Genomic DNA, 18451 nt, shown 5'->3' on the forward strand with positions numbered 1-18451 from the left:
GTCAGTGTTGACAATTTTTGTCAGTTCTCCCGGCTGGGCAGCGGCTCAATACTGAGCTTGCCGAGGAGACTACCGAGTTGCACCTGTTCCTGTGTTTCGCCAATGATAAACCGCAGATGGGTGAGATCGGCGGGGAACTGGTTGGTGGTGGTGTCGATGCTGACCCAGCGATTGTCGAGGCAGACCTCATTCCAGGCGTGGTAGTAAAAGGCCTCCTGGTGATAGGTGACACCCGCGGCAATCCGGGTCGGAACCGCCACAGCCCTGGCCAGGGCGGCAAAAAGGGCGGCATGCTCGTTGCAGTCGCCTTGCCGGGATTGCAGGGTGGTCAAGGCGTCGGGGAGACCAAGCACCGGGCGCTTGTCGAGGTTTTCGTGGACCCATGCGGCGATCAGCCTGGTCCTGGCCAGGGCCTCGGCCGCATCTCCGGTTATCTGCCGCGCCAGCTTGGTGATCTCCGGGTGATCGGACTGGACATAGGGTGTCGCGGCAAGGGCCGCAGCCGCATCGGTGCAGGCCGGGGAATTTGCGGCGGCGGCAAGATCCTCGCGGGTGATGGTCAGGATACCATCCCGGAAGATCTGCCGGCCGCCGTCGAGATCGAAGGTGGTGTCATCCGGAAGGGTTAGGCGGTAGGCCTTTGACGGACCGGTTATGTCGCCCAGTTGCCCTTGCAGGGTAACGGCCATGGCAGACAGCAGCTCCTCGCTGCCGCCGAATGCCTCGAGGGCTTTGAACTTTGGTTCTTTCTGGAAGACAAAGCCAGCCGGCGATTCTTCCCGCACCACTGTGCCGGAATCGTTCAGCCATGAATTCACCCTAGCCCCTGCAAATGATTCGACAAAATGGTGGAGTTTTTGTACTCTGCCGTTTATCAGGATGGTCTCTTGACCCCGGTATTCGAGGATCGATTCTTTGCCGGTGAGGGTCAGCGGGTCAAACCAGGGGATGCGCCTTTTTTCCCCGGGCTTTAAGGCTCCGCCGAGCAGATAGGAACGGCGGGATGTCGCCAGGAGCGGGGGTGTCGGAAAGGTGACTGTGTCGCGTATGGTGTTGGCACCGGTTTCCAGCAGGTAGGTCACGTCGTTGCCATGCACCGTGCCCTTAGCCTGCATCCGGTAAAAGGGCGATTGAAAGGAAAACTGGAAATCCTGCAAAGAGTTTCCGTTGGAAAGGGTCGCTTTCAGTCGGAGACTGATGGTCTGTACTGACTGGGCGATATTAAGATGCATCAGGGCCTCCTGTTCAACCACTTGCCGGTTGTCAGGTTCGGCGCGGTAGCGGTTGACGGCATAGCCTATTTTGCTATCGCGAAAATAAATACCCTGGTACTCCTCCGCCTCGGCCTGCCTGAGGGTTTGGGCCTCCGGCAGGTTGATCCTGTCAATGAACACGTCTCTTTGTAGAAGCAGGAAGAAGAGTACCGCCCAGGTCAATAAAATCAGTATCTTGATCCAGGTAAGTGGTCTTTGGGAAGTTCTAATCATGGTTCCAGTATAGCCTTTTTCACGAATATTGTGAATAGGAGGCGGGGCGGTTGGCCGGGGTGAGGCCGGACAATTTGGCAGGTTGCCAGAATTTTGGCTGATCTCCAATATATAATAGCTTGTAATTGCAAATTATAATCGGCTATAACTACAAAAGAGTGGCACGCATTCACAGGCAGGCACGGATGTATCATAATTTAGCGGAAATTGTCTTGGCTTCGGCCTCACCGAGGCGACAGCAATACCTTCTGGATATGGGTCTGCAGTTTCGAGTGTGTACCGCCTCTTTGCTCGAACAGCCGTTTACAGACGAGGAACCAGCGGCCTTTGTCATTCGCATGGCCAGGGAGAAGGCGGCAGTAGTACGGAAGTCCTGCCCTGATGCGTGGATCATCAGCGGTGATACGGTGGTCTGTCTGGGCCGGAGGATTCTTGGAAAGCCTGAAGACGCCAGGGATGCGGTAAAAATACTTATGGATCTGTCCGGCAGGGAGCATCAGGTCAGAACCGGTTTTTGCGTCAGCCACGGGGACAAGCAGGTTGAGGTTGCCAGATCCGTCACCACAACGGTGCGGTTCGCTGCATTCACCGAAGCGACTGCCCGTGCCTACGTGGCCACCGGAGAATGCCTCGATAAAGCCGGGGCGTATGCCATTCAGGGCCGTGGCGCCTGCCTTGTCGAGGCAATAGAGGGCTCATATACCAATGTTGTTGGTCTGCCGCTTCTTGAGGTCTTGCAGGTGCTTGAGGAAAATGGTGTTATCGAACCGGCACCGGCAAATCCATGATTGGCAAGATCTGGTTATTTGACTTTTTGAGATTGGCGTGTAACTAATGAGTGGTACACAATAAATTCATTATTTTTTTCATCCGGCAAATGAGATTCTTTTACCCCGCCGGAAGAGCCCTGAGGGCGGTTTTGCCACAGTGCACACGGTGTTCAGCAAGACAGGTGCAAGGTAGTTTCGGGACTGTTACGTAAAGCAGGTGCAGGCATTGATAAACGGTGGCGAGCAATGGACCATATTGTACAGCAGGAAAAAAAGATCAATGTGTTAAAAGCGTTGAATAACGCGATCATGACCAGCCGTCTCTATCCGCCGGAGGCGCCTCAGGTGGCTACCGCCATTGAGAGGGGGTATAAAGGGTTGAAGCTCTTTCTTCGCGAACAAGGGTCCCTGCTATTCTCTTTCGCCGGCGATACCCCCTGCCTGTGTGGCAATCCTCTTGATCAAGAAATTCTCGATTCCTTTGCTAATCTGGTAATTTATCGCACCTTACGTTTGCTTGGTCTACCGCAATTGACCATTGGCCTGGAGATGGATCGGTTCGCCTTCGGGCAGATTATCTCTGTTTTTAACTCGCCCATTGAAAAGGTCAAAAAGCAGGGTGGAGGGATTCCCTACATCACCAATCTCGGTTTGGCGAGCTATTTCCCGGAAGAACTTGAGGAGAAGCCGACCGTCGCAACGACCAGTGAACCGGTCTCGACCCCACCCAAGTCGCGAAAAGTAGTGAAAATCCGCCCGGAACTCCTGGCCTGTCTGTACGGTATGGATAAGAAGCCGGCACTTCAGGAAGAGCTGAAACAGTTGCTGGCGACTACCGATTCGGCGGTTGATCTGCTTGCCGCGGGTGTTGCCCATGTTCTTCAGGACATTCAGAAAAAAGGCGGGGGGATTCCCTCACAGCTCTTCCCTCTGATGATGCGGGGAGCAGAAGCGGGAAGTGACGAGAAGGAGCGCCGACCTATAGCCCTTGGCCTTGCTCGTCTGCTATCCGATAGTCTTCGCGAACCGACTATGGCGGTGTTGCTTTCTCAGGAATATCCGGATGGGTTTGGTACCATGCTCTACGAGGGCTTACTTGGTTTTCTATCCGCGGAGAAAATGGGGACGATTGTCGGTCTCTTTCGCCAGCAGATCGACAAGGCTCGTGCAGTGGGCGGCGACACATCGCCGCAGATGAAGCTCCTCGACGATTCCCTGCAGAGATTGTTGAATACCGGCAAGGGGAAGCAGTATCTTGGTCTGGAGAAGGCCCGCGCATTGATACATGAGGGCGAAGCAGTCCGCAGGAAACGCCGTCTTGAATCGGGTATCAACGCCCTGTTGCAGGGAAATCTCGGTTCCCTGAAAAGTGAGGAACTGGCGCAATACCTCCCTGAGGCGGTTATCGCCAAGATTGATGCAAAAGAGGAAAAGGACGCGGAGACCTTGCTGCAGAGAACCGCTGCATTCCTCGGCGACGGCAGTGAAAATATCGGCAAGACCCTCTTGGGCAGTGTTGTGACCCTTGGCGAAAACTTTGCCGCCAAGGGCAATTTCGCCTTTATCGACAGCTTTCTTGAGCCTCTTTTAGCGATTGTTCGCAGTACCGCCATTGATGAGGCGATCATGGAAAGGCTCGTCGTCTTTCTCCATCAGGTTATGCAGGCCAGCTGGAGCCGCGGTGATAATAAGCGAGGCGACGCCATTCTGGCCCTTTTCTACATGATTCGCAGCGGTCAGGTTGATAAATCCGCGGCGGTGAAGGGCATCGTTGGCAAGATCCAGGATAAGGGGATACAGCGCGCTAAATTTCCGGCGCTTTTAGCAGCAATCTTGGCCGCACCCCTTGATGAGGCAGCAGGATACCGTTTGGTGCTGCAAGGGCCGGTAGCCGTGCGATTTCTCGTTGAAACGCTGATCAACACCGATGGTTCTGCCGACCGCATCAAAATCATCGATCTGCTCACCACCAATAATGCTTTCTTGGTTCCGATCATCCACGAGCGTCTTCCCGAACATATGCCCTGGTACGGCAAACGCAATCTTCTCAAACTGCTCGGTGAAACCGGAGCCGAGGCGGATGCAGAGAAAGTCCTTCCCTATTTCAGGCATGAGGATTTCCGGGTGCAGCGCGAGGCCTTTCTTTGCCTGTATAGAATCGCCGGGAAAAGCCGAAAAAAGCTTTTGCTGGCGGCCCTGGCCGATTCCTCCGAACTGATCATGATCCAGGTTATTGCCGCCTTAGCCGGCATTTGCGATCAGGAAGTGGCAACAGAGCTTTCCAACCTGCTTACCGCAAATGACAACTTCAGCGACAAGAATCGTGCCGATATTGTCCTGCAGATCCTTGATACCTTGGGCCGCTGCACCTGTTGGGAGGCCTTCAAGGGAGTGGAGGATTTTATGCGGCTCAAGGGGACTCGAGCCGGCAAAAAGCTTAACGATGCTGTTTGGACCGCCGCGGCAAAGGCCCTTGAAACTCTGGAATACGATCTCCAGGAAGCACGAAAAAGGCATCAGCAGGCCGGACAATTGCGGAAAAATGCCCTGAAACAGGCGGCAAAACTGAGCAAAGGGGCTGGTTCACAGCGAATTACCACCGGATTACCGCAAGAACAGATGGTTCGCACCCTCCTTGCCCAGGGAAATAAGGGCGGCGCCCGGGATCTGCTGGTGCAGCTTATAGAAAAATCAGCGCGGGCACGCAATTTTTTCCAGGCGGAAAGTCTTCGCGAATGGCTTGTTGAAATCGATCCGAACGCCTTCGGTTCGATTATTCAAGCGGCTGAGATTATCGACCGGGAGAAGATGGCGGCAATCGATAAGAGCCATCTGGAGATCTGGAGCGCTTTGTACGAATGTCTGACCTCGGAAGAATTCTCGGCAGTGTATTATGGGCAGAAACACACGAAATATCAAGGCGAAGAAATTATAGTCAGTCAGGGATCATTACAGACCTCGCTGTTCTTTATCAACTCCGGAAAGGTCAAACTCTATTTTGAGGACAAGGGTAAAGAGGTCCTGGTTAAAACCATGGGAAGCGGGGAAATTTTCGGTGCCGGGGCATTTTTTGAGGCCTCGATCTGGACCATATCCGTTGCCTGTGTCAGTCCCTCGGATATCTCCGTGCTCAAGCTCGACAAACTGCAGGAATGGAGCGAGGAATTCCCCGGTCTGGAGTCGAAGCTCCATGATTTCTGTCGAAAATTTGAAAAGATAGATGAATTCATTAAGAAGAGTTCACGGGATAGGCGGAACCAGGAGCGCTTCGCCCTTGCCGGCCGGGCCAGCACGACCCTGCTTGATACCTCCGGCCAGAGCATCGGAGTCAGTGCCATGGCCGAATTGGCGGATATCTCCATTGGTGGACTTTCGTATACCGTGCGGATTTCAAAAAAAGAAAATGCCCGGCTGCTTTTGGGCCGGAAGGTCCAGGTGAAGTTGCCAGCAGGGGAAAAATCCGGTGAATTTGTTCAAATAATCGGCGATATTCTCGCGGTACGGAGTACCTATGCCGTGGAAAACGATTATTCGGTGCATGTTAGATTTGACAGCAAATTGAAGGATAGAAAGGTGCAGGAAATCATCAAAGCTGCCCATCGCGAAAATACGTCGAAATGAGCCGGAGCCATAATAAAAATCGTCATCGGCAGTGGCCGTTGCGGGGGATGGCATGAGCAACGGTAATGATCTCGTTTCCCAGTTTTATCTGCGGCATCTTGGGGGAGAGTGGCAGGAAACCCTGACCGCCGACTGTCCTTTTTGCAAGGAGCATGGCTTTGCCGGTGGCCGGTTGGTGGTGTTTCTCAATCCGCAAAGTTTTTTTCACGGCTATTTCCGCTGCCAAAATCGCTGTGTTCCCGGTGGATTTCCCCTGTGGTTTGCCCGTCTTGCGGCGATTGCCCCAAACGAGGTGCCGGGATATGTTCCAGAGCAGGAGCTTGCCGGGGTGCAGCCGGAGTATCCGGTTGAAAATCTCAACGACGAGATATTTGCCTACAAAGACAGGATAACCGACGAGTTGTATAGCCAGTTTAAAGAGTGCGAAATTGGTCGGCCCGTTTTATCCGAGATGCGTGTCGGCTACAACGGCCGCTATCTGGTGTATCCCTACTTTCAGGAAGACGGCAACTGTTACTCCGCCCGCTGTGTCCATCCCGACCGGGCGGAGGACTTCTTCTGGCACGGCAATCAGGATTTCAGCCGTGAACCTTTTACTCTCTACAATGTCGAAGAGATTATGCGCTGTGAAAACGGCGCACTGTTTCTCTGCGAGGGTGAAGAGAACCTCCTCACTCTGAAGAATCTCGGTTTTCCCGGGGTGGCGGTGCCCCATTACACCGCTCTCGAAAAACTGTCGGCCAGGCTTTTTGCTAAGGTGAAGACCCTCTTTATCGCCATCGGCAACACCCTTGAATCGGAAAATGCCGCGCGCAATCTTGCCTCGCGGGTCGGGTATAAGGCGCGGATACTTACCTGGCAGCCAAACGCCCCCAAGCACTACACCCTGCGCCGGTTGGCCAAGGATGCCGGCAAGGCCTTTGCCGGCAAGGTCAGCGAGATGGTGCGACAATCCCGCGCCTTTTCACCCTTTGCCACGCCGCAGCGGGAATATCAGGTGTTCTTGCAGACCCTTTCCCAGGAACAGGGCGACGAATACCAAAATCTTACCTCCGGCTTTCCTCTCCTTGACGCGGCCGTTGGCGGGGTGCACGGCCTGAATGTCATCGGCGGGGCACCGAAGGTCGGCAAGTCGACCTTTGTAATCCAGATTGCCTCGGGGATGGCCTTGAGGAAAATCCCGGTGCTGTATTACGATTTTGAAAATGGCAGGCAGAAACTTTACCAGCGGACCCTTAGCCGCCTGTCCCGCCTGTCAAGCGATCAACTGCGTAGCGGTACAGGTTCGGAGGATGAAAAACGCCGGGCCCTGGCTGCAACTAAAAATCTTGAGAAAATGCTTTTCTTCTGGCGGGTTATCAATGATCGTAAGGTGACGCCCGAATTGATGCGCAAGCACATCGACTTTATCCGCCACGAAACGCGCAGCGAATACACCGTGGTGGTCATCGACAGTCTGCATAAGCTTCCCTTCAACGAGTTTAGCGAACGGCGTACCGGCATCGATGCCTGGCTGCGGCAGATGGAGTCGATGCGCGACGACCTGCATGTTTCTTTTCTGGTCATATCGGAACTGTCGCGGGGTGCCGCCGATTCCTACCGGGAAGAACCCCATCTTGGGGTCTTCAAGGGTTCCGGCGATATCGAATACAGCGCCGACAACGCCATGGTGCTGTACCCGGATATGTCGGCCAACGGCGGTTCAGCCGGGCAGGGGATGCAAAGCACCCTCTGGCTGGTGGCAAGCCGGGAGCACAGTCCCGGGCGGGTCGCCGGTTACCGGCAGGACTACCCCTATTGGGGCTTTACCGAACATCCCCTCGCTGACCCATTGTAGACCTCCTCAGGCCATTTCCTACAAGCCGACACTTTCCTGCCACCGCCCAAGGCTTGCCAGCGCCCGCTGCGAGCGCTCCTGGCCGCGTACCTTTTTGTTGACCTTACCTTCCCAGCTGGGAAAGAGCCCGAAATTGATATTCGACGGCTGAAACCGTTTCGGATCGCTTTCGGTGAGATGCCGGATCAGCGCGCCCAGGGCGGTGTCCGGCGGAGGCACCACCGGTCCATGACCGCTGACCATGCGGGCGGCATTGATCCCGGCGAGGAGGCCCATTGCTGCTGATTCAACATAGCCTTCAACGCCTGAGAGCTGGCCGGCAAGCAGCAGATCGGGCCTGGCGATGAATTGCAGGGTCGGCTGGAGAAGCTCCGGCGACATGACAAAGGTGTTGCGGTGGATTGATCCCAACCGGGCAAATTCGGCGTGTTCCATCCCCGGAATGAGGCGGAAGATGCGTTTTTGTTCCGGGTAGGTCAGCTTTGTCTGAAAGCCCACCATGTTATAGGTGGTGCCCTGGCGATTTTCCTTGCGCAGCTGGACAACGGCGTACGGATCCCGGCCGGTTCTCGGATCGGCGAGGCCGACTGGTTTCATCGGTCCAAAGCGCAGGGTGTCGTCGCCCCGCGAGCGGATGACCTCAACCGGCAGGCAGCCTTCAAAATACTTGATGTCCTCAAAGCCCTTGAGGGGCATATACTCGGCATTTGCCAGCTCAGTGATGAAACGATGATACTCCTCCCGGTTCATCGGACAGTTCAGGTAGTCGCCCGGGCCGTCATCGTAGCGCGATTTACAATAGACGATATTCATGTCGAGTGACTCGGCGTAAACGATCGGGGCAATGGCGTCGTAAAAGGCCAGCCGCTCCTTGCCGGTAAGGTTGGCCAGGGCCTCGGCGAGGGGTTCGGAGGTAAGGGGGCCGGTGGCGAGGATTGTGGGATTGTTGTCTGGTGGCGGAATGGTCTCCACCTCCTCGCGGACGATTTCAATCAGAGGATGTCTGGCAAGCAGAGCAGTGATCCGGGCGGCGAACTGTTCGCGATCAACCGCCAGGGCCATGCCCGCCGGCACCTCGGTTTCCTGCGCCTCTGCCATGATCAGGGAATTGCAGCGGCGCATCTCTTCTTTCAGGAGGCCAACCGCCGAGGTGGGGTCATTGGATCTGAAGGAGTTGCTGCACACCAGCTCGGCGAGATCGGGCGATTGGTGGGCAGGGCTGTAGCGGTGCGGCTTCATGTCGATGAGGCGGACCTTTAGGCCACGGCTGACGACCTGCCAGGCCGCTTCACAACCGGCCAGGCCACCACCAATTATTGTAACTATTTGTTTTTCTGTCATACTGTTGTGTTCCTGTTAGCTTTCTGCCAGGGGTGTCGAAAAAAACCGCGACAGGCATATGATTGATACTCTCATTTATTGGGCTTGGGCCCGCGACCCGAGCACCATATCATAAAAAACCTGGGCTGCCCGTGAAAGATTGCGCTTGGCGTGGACAACCACCCCCAATTGGCGATGGAATGTCACTCCGGGAAGGTCAATGCACGCGAGGCTAGGGTTGAGCATGCTAAGCGGCAGGACGCTCCAGCCCAGGCCAACCGAAACCAGCATGCGAATGCTCTCCAGGTAGTTGGTTTCAAGACCGATTTTCAGGGTGAAGCCCAGGTTCTTGAAAGGTCTTTCGATCAGGTGGCGGGTGATGGTGCTGGTTTCGGGCAAGATTGCCGGATATTTCTCCAATTCCCGGCAATCACCAGTCATACCGACCAGCGGATGCTCCCTGCTTACCATGATCATCAAGGGGTCATCCCAGATCTTCTGAAGAACCAGCTTCTCGACGGCGGCTTCCGGGAGGGTCACCACTGCCAGCTCGCAGTCGCCGGCCGCCACCGCCGCACAGGCTGTTTCCGAGTCGAGGAAGCGGAGGGCACATTCGACCTGTGGGTATTGTAGACTGTAATCGCGAAGGATATTCGGCAGACGGTGCAGACCGATATGGTGACTGGTGGCCATCTGCAGCACCCCGCCGACCTCGGTCGCCAGGTCGGCGATCAGGCGTCTGCCGTCAGCCATTTCCTGGAGGATATGCCGGGCCTTGGGCAGAAGTGCCCGTCCGGCCTCGGTGAGCAGTATACGTTTACCGAGTCTTTCAAAGAGCCGTGCCGTCAGCTCATCCTCCAGCGCGGCAACTCGCTTGCTGATCGCCGGCTGGGTAAGAAACAACCGATCTGCCGCCAGGGAAAACGACCCGGTGTCGGCTACGGCCAGAAAGGCTTGCAGGGTATTGGTATCCATGTGGCTATTCTACAGCGGAATGGAAAACATGAAAATAATGAATTTGAGTTATTTAAACGAAAGGTCTATGCTCAGTTTCAACAGCAGACAATGATTTTTATGGTAAAGACCTCGGCAATTGACCGGCATTAACAAGGAGGATTCTAATGGCTCAAAATCTCTACGACAAACTCTGGGACGCGCATGTGGTGCGCGACAACGGCGATGGCACCTGTCTCTTGTATATTGACCGGCATCTGGTGCATGAGGTTACCTCGCCCCAGGCCTTTGAGGGACTGCGTTTGGCCGGCCGGCAGCCCTGGCGGCGGCAAAGCATTCTGGCGGTGGCCGACCACAATGTCCCCACCACCGACCGGAGCGGGGGGATTGCCGACCCGGCCTCGCGTCTGCAGGTGCAAACCCTGGACGATAATTGTAGATCTCTGGGAATAACCCAATTCAAACTTGCCGACATCAGGCAGGGGATAGTGCATGTCATTGGGCCGGAGCAGGGGGCAATCCTCCCCGGGATGACGGTGGTCTGCGGTGATTCCCATACTGCAACGCACGGCGCCTTTGCGGCACTGGCTTTTGGCATTGGAACCTCCGAGGTGGAGCATGTCCTCGCCACCCAGTGCCTGGTGCAAAAAAAGTCCAGGTCGATGCTGGTGAGGCTCAACGGGCAGGCAGGACCGGGGGTGACCGCGAAAGATATGATCCTGGCGATTATCGGACAAATCGGTACAGCCGGGGCCACCGGTTGTGTCATCGAATTCGCAGGACAAGCCATCCGTGCCCTGAGTATGGAGGGGCGAATGACCGTCTGCAATATGGCCATTGAGGCCGGAGCGCGGGCGGGATTGATCGCCGCCGACGACAAGACGGTGGCCTATGTGCAAAATCGCCCCTTTGCCCCTCGTGGTGAAATCATGGAGAAGGCGGTTGTCGCCTGGAGCGAACTGCACAGCGATACCGACGCGGTCTTTGACCGGGTTGTCACGATCGACGTCGCATCTCTTGCACCCATGGTCAGCTGGGGGACATCGCCGGAAATGGTCGCACCGATTGATGCCGCCGTACCTGATCCACGGGACGAAAAGGATGCGGTGAAGGCAGAAGGAATGCGCCGGGCCCTCATGTATATGGATCTGGTCCCCGGTACAGCCCTCACCGAGATTCAGCTCGATAAGGTCTTTATCGGTTCATGCACCAATGGCCGCATTGAGGATTTGCGTGCAGCCGCCGCGGTGATCCATGGCCGCAAGGTGGCCAAAACCATCAAATTGGCCTTGGTGGTGCCCGGTTCCGGACTGGTGAAACGGCAGGCCGAGGCGGAGGGCCTTGATCAGGTATTTCGCGCCGCCGGGTTTGAGTGGCGTGAGCCGGGTTGCTCAATGTGTCTGGCGATGAATGACGATCGTCTTGCCCCCGGCGAGCGCTGCGCCGCCACCTCAAACCGTAATTTTGAAGGTCGGCAGGGGCAGGGCGGCCGGACCCATCTGGTCAGTCCGGCCATGGCCGCTGCGGCAGCCATTGCCGGGCACTTTGTCGATGTACGAAGGGAAGCATGGTCCTGATACGCCAAAATACTGCCCGGTACCCATAGCAAATGAATCAATAAAAGGTGAAAATATGCAAGCATTTACCCAACTCTCCGGCCTTGTATTGCCGATTGACCGTGCCAACGTCGATACCGATGCAATCATCCCCAAACAGTATCTCAAATCCATCCATCGCACCGGCTTTGGTGCTAATCTCTTTGACGATTGGCGCTACCTCGACCCAGGTGAGCCCTACATGGATCACGGCAAACGGCGGATCAACACCGGTTTTCTTCTCAACGATGCGCGCTACCAAAACGCTCAGATCCTTCTTACCCGGGAAAATTTCGGCTGTGGATCGTCCCGCGAACATGCGGTCTGGGCCTTGGTTGACTTCGGCATCCGGGTGGTCATTGCCCCGAGCTTTGCCGATATCTTTTTGACCAATACCGTCAATAACGGCTTGCTGGCGATTAGTCTTGAGCCCTCACTGATTGACAGGCTGTTTGCCGAGGTCTCTACGAATCCCGGGTACCGGCTGACCGTCGACCTTGAAGCGCAAAACATCGGCACTCCGAGTGGTGAGAGCATCGCCTTTGCAATCGAGGGGTTTCGCCGTCACCGGTTGTTGCAGGGCCTTGATGATATCGGCCTGACCCTGCTCCATGCTGAAGAGATACGAACCTATGAAAAGAACTGGGCCAAGGCTGCTCCCTGGCTCTTCTAATACAAAAGATCGAAAAGGCCCTTGAGAGACGGCATGCTCATTTGCCATCGTCATTCAGATCCGAATAAAACTTACTCACACAATCAGGACACACAGAATGGCTGAACTGAGCATCGGAGTGGTCTGTTATATATGCTTCAAGTTGATCCCAGGCCTGGTTATCGTTACGGATTTTATGGCAATGCATGCAGATCGGTATAATCCCCTGGAGCAGTTTCACGTGTTTCAGGGCCTCTTCCAAATCCTCAACCTTCCGGGCAAGGGTTTCCTGAACCTGAACCATGCGCTCAGCAGCCCGGACCCTGGCTTTGAGTTCATTGGCATCAAAGGGTTTGGTGATGTAATCATCGGCCCCGGCATCAAGTCCCTGAACAATTTCTTCCTTGGAGCCTCTTCCCGTGAGCAAAATCGTATGGATGGGAGCAGAAAGATCCATTTTTTTAATTTGTCGGCAGACTTCCAGGCCGTCCAGTCCCGGCATTTCCCAGTCGAGAATTACCGCCTGGGGCCTGTCGGCTGTCTGGAGCTGCTTCAATGCTTCGAAACCATCTGAGGCAATAAGGACGTCATGCCCCCATTTGACAAGGATCCCTTTAAGCATGAGGCGGGAGGTCAGATCATCTTCAACAATGAGAATTTTCACACAGGCCTCTCTTTAATAGCGTTTCTCAGTTCTTGATAACGGAATACAAGTTCTGGTTTTAACCTGTTGAGCTCATCGAAAAAATTGTTGCGGGCAGCTGTTTCTATTGCCTGGGCAATCTCCCGCAAAAGTTCGGCGCCTACATTGCCGGCAGCTCCCTTTAATTTGTGGGCCTGGCCGGCAGCGGATATGGTATCCCCGCTTTCCACGAAAATTGTCAACTGCTGTACCTGGTCTTCGAGATCAGTCAGAAACACCCCTAGGATTTCATCGGCCATTGGTTTGTCTCCCAAAAGCCGGTCAAGCAGTACAGTATAATTAAGTACCTGAGAAACTGTTTCAGATAAAGGCCGGACATTTTCAGGATCTCTTGAGGTTGTCGTGTTTAGATCGATTCCATTCTGGAGTGCGGCAACAGGAGGCCCGGTAAGCCAGGTGTTTAAAATCCGTTCCAGGTCTTCAGGCATGATCGGTTTGGCCAAATAATCGTTCATCCCGGCTGCAAGGGCTTTCTGCCTGTCGCCTTCCATGGCATCGGCCGTCAAAGCGACAATCGGCAGGTGTCGATTAATAACGGTTGATCCAGGATCTCGGATAGCTGCGGTGGCCGCATAGCCATCCATTTCCGGCATGTGGCAGTCCATGAAAACCAGTGAGTAGGGTATGGTTTCAAGGGCTTTTATCGCTTCTTTTCCATTACAGACGATGTCAACAGGAAAACCAAGTTTTCCAAGTATTCCGGCGGCTACTTTTTGGTTGATGAGGTTGTCTTCGGCTAGGAGAATCCTTCGTTTCACCATGTGTTTCTCGGGCAGGACATGCCGTGCCACAAAAGGGACGGACTGCTTGTTGCCGGAGTTTCGATTCAGACCCACAAGCGTTGTCAGGCATTCAAAAAGACCTAATTGTTTCACTGGTTTGCTCAGGTAAGCCGAAAAGCCCATCTGCTCCAGACGCGTTGCATCCCCAGGACGTGCAGCGGAACTCATCATCACCAGTCGCGTCTGTTTCAGTTTCTGATCCTGCTTGATGGCGGAGCCCAGCTGATCTCCACTCATAACCGGCATCTGCATGTCAATAATTGCGACATCAAACCCATCGCCTGATGCACTTGCCCGATGAAGGATTTCCAATGCCTCCGGGGCTCTTGAAGCTTCAGCGCACCTGCAGCCCCAGACCTTAAGTTGCTCTCTCAAGACAAAACGATTGGTCTTATTATCATCAACGATGAGAACCCGTTTTCCGGAAATATCGGCTAGCGGAAACGTAACGTCATCAACTGCTGTTAGCTGCTTTTGAAACTGCGCTGTAAACCAGAAACTCGATCCTTCTCCTTCTCGGCTCACAAGCCCTATATCTCCATCCATGAGCTCCACCAGCCGTTTTGAAATGGATAGTCCTAATCCGGTTCCGCCATATTTTCGCGTCGTGGACCCATCCACCTGGGAAAAAGCGTTAAACAGCTTTCCTTGTTTGTCCTCCGCAATACCGATTCCTGTGTCTCGAATGGTAAAACAAATGCGGCAAGTGGTTGCTGTTTCACTGTCTAATGACACTTCAACAATCACTTCTCCGGTTTCAGTGAATTTAATGGCATTATTGACAAGATTAAGCAAAACCTGCCGCAGTCTCGCCGGGTCACCCAATAACCGGCTGGGAACCTCCGGGTGGACAATAATGACATACTCCAGGCCTTTTTCATGGGCCTTAAAAGCGGACAGATCCGCTACCTCTTCCAGGGTATCTCTAAGAATAAAAGCGATTACTTCAAAATCAAGCTTTCCAGCCTCGATTTTTGATAGATCAAGAATATCCTTGATCAAGGAAAGCAAAGCATCTCCGCTGGCCTGAATGTTTTTGGCATAATCCTGCTGTTCCGGGGTAAGATCGGTTGACAGCAGAAGACCAGTCATTCCAATGACACCATTTATAGGTGTGCGAATTTCATGGCTCATATTGGCGAGAAACTCGCTTTTAGAAAGGTTAGCCGCTTCAGTTTCCTCAATTTTTTCCTTTAACTTTGTGATCATAAATAGAAATGATTGAGACAAATTCCCTATCTCATCTTTTCTGTCCAACATTGTCTTCTCAAATTTTACATTAAGCTCTCCGTCCGAAACGTTTTCGGCTAACCGGGAAAGTTTTATAATAGGCGCCGAAATTTTATGTGAAGAAAAAAATACAAAAAAGATACACGAAAGACAAACAACAATAATTAAAACAATACCAGCCGTTAATATTTTTACATTGACTTTCTTTTTTTCTTCCTGAAGAACCTTAATATATGAAAGTTCCATTAGAATAAGGTTACCTGTATTCTCTCTTACAAATGCATTTTTCTGATTAAGGGATGTATATATTTTTGAAATATTTTCAATCTTTCCTTTCAAAACCTCATCTACGACTTCATCAGAGCTTTGAATCATTCTTATAACAATATTCTTGAGCCCTTTATAATAAACCTTTATTTCATCTTCAATAATGACGGAATCAAGCTTTGCAAAAATTGACTGTAAATCTTTTTTGATAATAAGATAATTTGCCATTCTCGTTTGATTGTTAATATTGTTGAGAATGGAATTGGAGCTTAGAACAAAGCGAGATGTTTCATCAATGATCGAATACTCGAGAATGATGTGGTCAATTATTTTCTCATACTCCGCAGTAATTTTCACATGCATTCGCATTAAAACAACTATCAGTACAAATATTATACATATAATAGTGAGGGAAGTTAAAATTAGCCTGCTTTTAATGGTATTTATCATGTTATTTCCCATTAAAGATATTAATTTTTTATATAAACGTCTTCACGGGAGTGAAACCCATCTTTAATAATAGTGTCATCCATATTTTCTTTTGTCACCGCTATAGGATCAATAAGATATGAAGGTACTTCAATGGCCCCATTATAAATAGTCTTATTCGGTTCAACAGCTTTTCTCTGTGCAATCAACATAGCAATTTGCGCCGCCTTTTCAGCGAGGAGTCGTATAGGTTTGTATACAGTAACTGTCTGCAAGCCTTGAACGATCCTCTGACATGCCGGCAATTCTGCATCTTGGCCGGATACAGGAACTTTGCCCGCCAATTCATATTCTTTGAGCGCCTGGATTGCGCCAAAAGCAGTGCCGTCATTTGCACAAATAACAGCATCTATATGCTTATTTTTCTCTAAATACGCCTTTAGGTGATCAAATGCTATGTCAGGTCTCCAGTCTTCAGTAAACGTATCCAGTACAAGATTGATATGGCCGTTGTTGATTATAGGTTGTATTATATTAAAAGTTCCATTTTTTACTAAGTAGGAGTTGTGGTCATTCTGTGATCCTCCAATATAGGCAAAGTCACCCCTATCAATAACAGATAGAATGCTTTTTGCCTGCAGTTCGCCTACCATTACATTGTCGAACGAAACATAAAAATCCAAATCACAGTTTTTAATCAGACGATCATAGGCGATTACCTTGATTCCCTCGTTATGAGCCATTGCAACAATATCTGCAGCAGTCTCACCATCATGAGGTACAATGACTAGGATATCGACCCCCTGCATTATCAAATTTTCTGCTTGGGACATTTGGAGAATACTGTCATTGTTGGCGAATTTTATATTAACAGCGCCTCCTAACTCTTTAACCTTTTCGGTAAATAATTTTTGATCTCTTAACCACCTTTCTTCCCGTCTGGTTCCCAGAGAAAAACCAATCGTTATATTTGACTTTTCTGAATCGATCTGTGCCGCCGCAATACAATCTTGGAAGATGCCGATTAAAAAAAAAATCACAAAATAAACAACGCCATCTCTTGTTTTATTAATCATTTTCAAATCCTCATTATTGACATGTATTTTACTCACTTGAAATAGTCGCTGGCCGTAATTGCAAGCATCGACAGGGCAAAACGATCTTTTGTTGAAATATTCTAAAACCAGTACTGCCTATCATGTAAAACACACATTATGTGTTTCCTCTAAAACTCTGGATGTTTCATATTTTAATCGTTTTATCTGGAAATTGGAAATATCGAGGCTGGTTTTGGCCAGGATTTGATGACCATACCGTGAATATCAGCTTGCTGGCAATTTCCTTCGAAATTTCCCTTATCGTAGGTTATCGAGGAATTTTGCCGTCACCGGTTGCTGTAAGGCCTTGACGAGATCGGTCTGACTCTTCTCGATGCTGAAGAGACAGAGACCTTAAATAGGGATCGTGCCGTGAAGCCCCCCGGCTATTTAACCGAGAGCCGGCAAGGGGAAAACTAATTGGTCTTTTCTTTCATCTTATCGGGCAAATGTTTTGCTGAGATGACCAGGAAGTTGACAAGACCAGCAAATTCGAAGAGTAGCAACAGTCCGAATCCGGCATTGAAACCGGTGACGGTGAGGGCCTGGCCCACATCTACCGTAAAGAGGCCGATGATCGCCCCAACCGCCCACTGGGCCACAAAGGCGGCGACAAAGACCAGGAGATTGAGGGCGGTTGTCACCCGCCCGGAGAGATGTACGGGAAAGTCCTGAGAAAGGGCGGAATAGGCAACAACTCCGGAGGTGCCAAGAAAGCCGAAGGCCAGCCACAGGGGAAACAGCCAACCGGTCGGTTGCACCATCAGCAGGACCTGTACCAGCATGAATAGAGACATACCGACAACGGCAGTTATTGCCACACCGATACCCCTCCTGCTCAGCCTTTCAGCAAGCGTGCCGAGGATGATAAAGCCCGCAACCATTGCTGCGGCAACCCAGAAAAGCGTATCGGCCACCTCAGCCCGACTGAGTTTGCCGATATGTGTCAGCCATGGTCCTGCCCATAGCCCCTGGATGGCCATAAAAGCCGCCTGGGATGCGGTGGTCAACGGGGCGGTCCGCCAAAACATCCTGCTGGTAAAAATCTCCTTAATTCCGAGAATTTGGTTGTTCAGGTTTTCTTTTTTTTCGTTAAGTCCTGGTTTTTCCGGTACGATCAGGAAGACTGCCCCGGCGGCGGCCAGGGTGAGGATGGCAAGGCCCATGAACACCCCCCGCCAGTCGGTAATCTTGAGAGCCGCCTCTACCGGGGAAGTCGCCGCCAGGGCGCCAAGTCCGCCTGCGGCCATCTGCAGGCCGTTGATGAGCGGCCATTTTGCTTTCTCAAACCACAGGGTGTATGCCTTGAAGGCGGCCATCAGACAGGCGGAGACGCCAAGGCCGATACAGGCCCGGCCGAGCACCAGACCGAAAAGTTGTGTGGCGCTGGAAAAAATCAGGGCGCCGAGAGCGGCAATGAGCAGCAGCGCCGCCTCAACTCTGCGCGGCCCATAGCGGTCAAGGAGGACGCCGAGGGGCAGCTGGAAGGAGGCAAAGGTGATGAAATATACGGCGGTGAGCATGCCGAGGGCGGAAGGGCCGATACCGGTGTCGGCGATCAGATCCGGGGCGATGACCGCGTTGACTACCCGGTACAAATAGGAAAGAAAATAGCCGGCGGCAAAGGGGAGAAAGACCCGCAAAAGGGTCGCTGGATGCAGGCTCATGGTGATTTCCTATCGCCCTTAGATGTTGGAAATTGGTTGA

The 18451-nt window shown here is 52.4% G+C and carries 12 protein-coding genes; 5 read left to right on the forward strand and 7 right to left on the reverse strand.

All coding sequences use genetic code 11. From position 1 onward, the window contains the following. Positions 1 to 20: 20 nt before the first annotated feature. Complete coding sequence (locus tag OEL83_10405; protein MDK9707449.1) at positions 21 to 1487, reverse strand: transglutaminase-like domain-containing protein; 1467 nt, start codon at positions 1485 to 1487, stop codon at positions 21 to 23. A 185-nt stretch (positions 1488 to 1672) separates the two neighbouring features. Between OEL83_10405 and OEL83_10410 the strand changes: the two genes are divergently transcribed. The 3 genes from OEL83_10410 to OEL83_10420 all read left to right on the forward strand — a co-directional run bounded on the left by OEL83_10410 (position 1673) and on the right by OEL83_10420 (position 7715). After that, the gene (locus OEL83_10410; protein MDK9707450.1) at positions 1673 to 2275 is read left to right on the forward strand and encodes a Maf family protein; all 603 of its coding nucleotides are present in this window, start codon (positions 1673 to 1675) and stop codon (positions 2273 to 2275) included. A 228-nt stretch (positions 2276 to 2503) separates the two neighbouring features. Then, positions 2504 to 5878 carry a cyclic nucleotide-binding domain-containing protein gene (locus OEL83_10415; GenBank protein ID MDK9707451.1) on the forward strand — a complete coding sequence of 1125 codons (3375 nt, stop codon included), beginning with the start codon at positions 2504 to 2506 and terminating at the stop codon, positions 5876 to 5878. A 52-nt stretch (positions 5879 to 5930) separates the two neighbouring features. Further along, positions 5931 to 7715: a DnaB helicase C-terminal domain-containing protein gene (locus tag OEL83_10420; GenBank protein MDK9707452.1), complete on the forward strand. Its 1785-nt coding sequence runs from the start codon at positions 5931 to 5933 to the stop codon at positions 7713 to 7715. A gap of 18 nt (positions 7716 to 7733) precedes the next feature. Here OEL83_10420 and trmFO read toward each other — a convergent pair whose 3' ends face one another. Next, positions 7734 to 9056, reverse strand: coding sequence for a methylenetetrahydrofolate--tRNA-(uracil(54)-C(5))-methyltransferase (FADH(2)-oxidizing) TrmFO (gene trmFO, locus OEL83_10425; GenBank protein MDK9707453.1), 1323 nt, complete (start codon positions 9054 to 9056; stop codon positions 7734 to 7736). A 75-nt stretch (positions 9057 to 9131) separates the two neighbouring features. Continuing rightward, positions 9132 to 10010: a LysR family transcriptional regulator gene (locus OEL83_10430; GenBank protein ID MDK9707454.1), complete on the reverse strand. Its 879-nt coding sequence runs from the start codon at positions 10008 to 10010 to the stop codon at positions 9132 to 9134. A gap of 146 nt (positions 10011 to 10156) precedes the next feature. Here OEL83_10430 and leuC point away from each other — a divergent pair, with 146 nt between their 5' ends. Together leuC and leuD are read left to right on the forward strand one after the other, a co-directional pair. Continuing rightward, the gene (gene leuC, locus OEL83_10435) at positions 10157 to 11566 is read left to right on the forward strand and encodes a 3-isopropylmalate dehydratase large subunit (GenBank protein ID MDK9707455.1); all 1410 of its coding nucleotides are present in this window, start codon (positions 10157 to 10159) and stop codon (positions 11564 to 11566) included. Between the two features lie 55 nt (positions 11567 to 11621). Next, complete coding sequence (gene leuD / locus OEL83_10440; protein ID MDK9707456.1) at positions 11622 to 12257, forward strand: 3-isopropylmalate dehydratase small subunit; 636 nt, start codon at positions 11622 to 11624, stop codon at positions 12255 to 12257. 37 nt (positions 12258 to 12294) lie between these two features. On the opposite strand, the gene OEL83_10445 is transcribed toward leuD, so the two are convergent. From OEL83_10445 to OEL83_10460, 4 genes are all read right to left on the reverse strand, one after another. Further along, positions 12295 to 12900, reverse strand: a complete 606-nt coding sequence (locus tag OEL83_10445) for a response regulator transcription factor (GenBank protein ID MDK9707457.1) — start codon at positions 12898 to 12900, stop codon at positions 12295 to 12297. Further along, entirely contained in the window at positions 12897 to 15668 is a 2772-nt protein-coding gene (locus OEL83_10450) for a response regulator (GenBank protein ID MDK9707458.1), read from the reverse strand. Before OEL83_10450 ends, OEL83_10445 begins: the two co-directional genes overlap by 4 nt. A gap of 20 nt (positions 15669 to 15688) precedes the next feature. Next, complete coding sequence (gene chvE, locus OEL83_10455; protein MDK9707459.1) at positions 15689 to 16723, reverse strand: sugar ABC transporter substrate-binding protein; 1035 nt, start codon at positions 16721 to 16723, stop codon at positions 15689 to 15691. Positions 16724 to 17160: 437 nt separating this feature from the next. After that, a complete protein-coding gene (locus tag OEL83_10460) occupies positions 17161 to 18411 on the reverse strand; it encodes an MFS transporter (protein MDK9707460.1) in 1251 nt (416 codons plus the stop codon). Positions 18412 to 18451: the final 40 nt, after the last annotated feature.

Origin of the sequence: Desulforhopalus sp., assembly GCA_030247675.1 — a bacterium.
GTDB lineage: Bacteria > Desulfobacterota > Desulfobulbia > Desulfobulbales > Desulfocapsaceae > Desulforhopalus_A.

What these genes read in the sequence shown, in the direction of transcription:
- OEL83_10405 (MDK9707449.1), bottom strand. Translation starts at nt 1,487, where the DNA reads ATGATTAGAACTTCCCAAAGACCACTTACCTGGATCAAGATACTGATT.
- OEL83_10410 (MDK9707450.1), top strand. Translation starts at nt 1,673, where the DNA reads ATGTATCATAATTTAGCGGAAATTGTCTTGGCTTCGGCCTCACCGAGG.
- OEL83_10415 (MDK9707451.1), top strand. Translation starts at nt 2,504, where the DNA reads ATGGACCATATTGTACAGCAGGAAAAAAAGATCAATGTGTTAAAAGCG.
- OEL83_10420 (MDK9707452.1), top strand. Translation starts at nt 5,931, where the DNA reads ATGAGCAACGGTAATGATCTCGTTTCCCAGTTTTATCTGCGGCATCTT.
- trmFO (MDK9707453.1), bottom strand. Translation starts at nt 9,056, where the DNA reads ATGACAGAAAAACAAATAGTTACAATAATTGGTGGTGGCCTGGCCGGT.
- OEL83_10430 (MDK9707454.1), bottom strand. Translation starts at nt 10,010, where the DNA reads ATGGATACCAATACCCTGCAAGCCTTTCTGGCCGTAGCCGACACCGGG.
- leuC (MDK9707455.1), top strand. Translation starts at nt 10,157, where the DNA reads ATGGCTCAAAATCTCTACGACAAACTCTGGGACGCGCATGTGGTGCGC.
- leuD (MDK9707456.1), top strand. Translation starts at nt 11,622, where the DNA reads ATGCAAGCATTTACCCAACTCTCCGGCCTTGTATTGCCGATTGACCGT.
- OEL83_10450 (MDK9707458.1), bottom strand. Translation starts at nt 15,668, where the DNA reads ATGATAAATACCATTAAAAGCAGGCTAATTTTAACTTCCCTCACTATT.
- chvE (MDK9707459.1), bottom strand. Translation starts at nt 16,723, where the DNA reads ATGATTAATAAAACAAGAGATGGCGTTGTTTATTTTGTGATTTTTTTT.
- OEL83_10460 (MDK9707460.1), bottom strand. Translation starts at nt 18,411, where the DNA reads ATGAGCCTGCATCCAGCGACCCTTTTGCGGGTCTTTCTCCCCTTTGCC.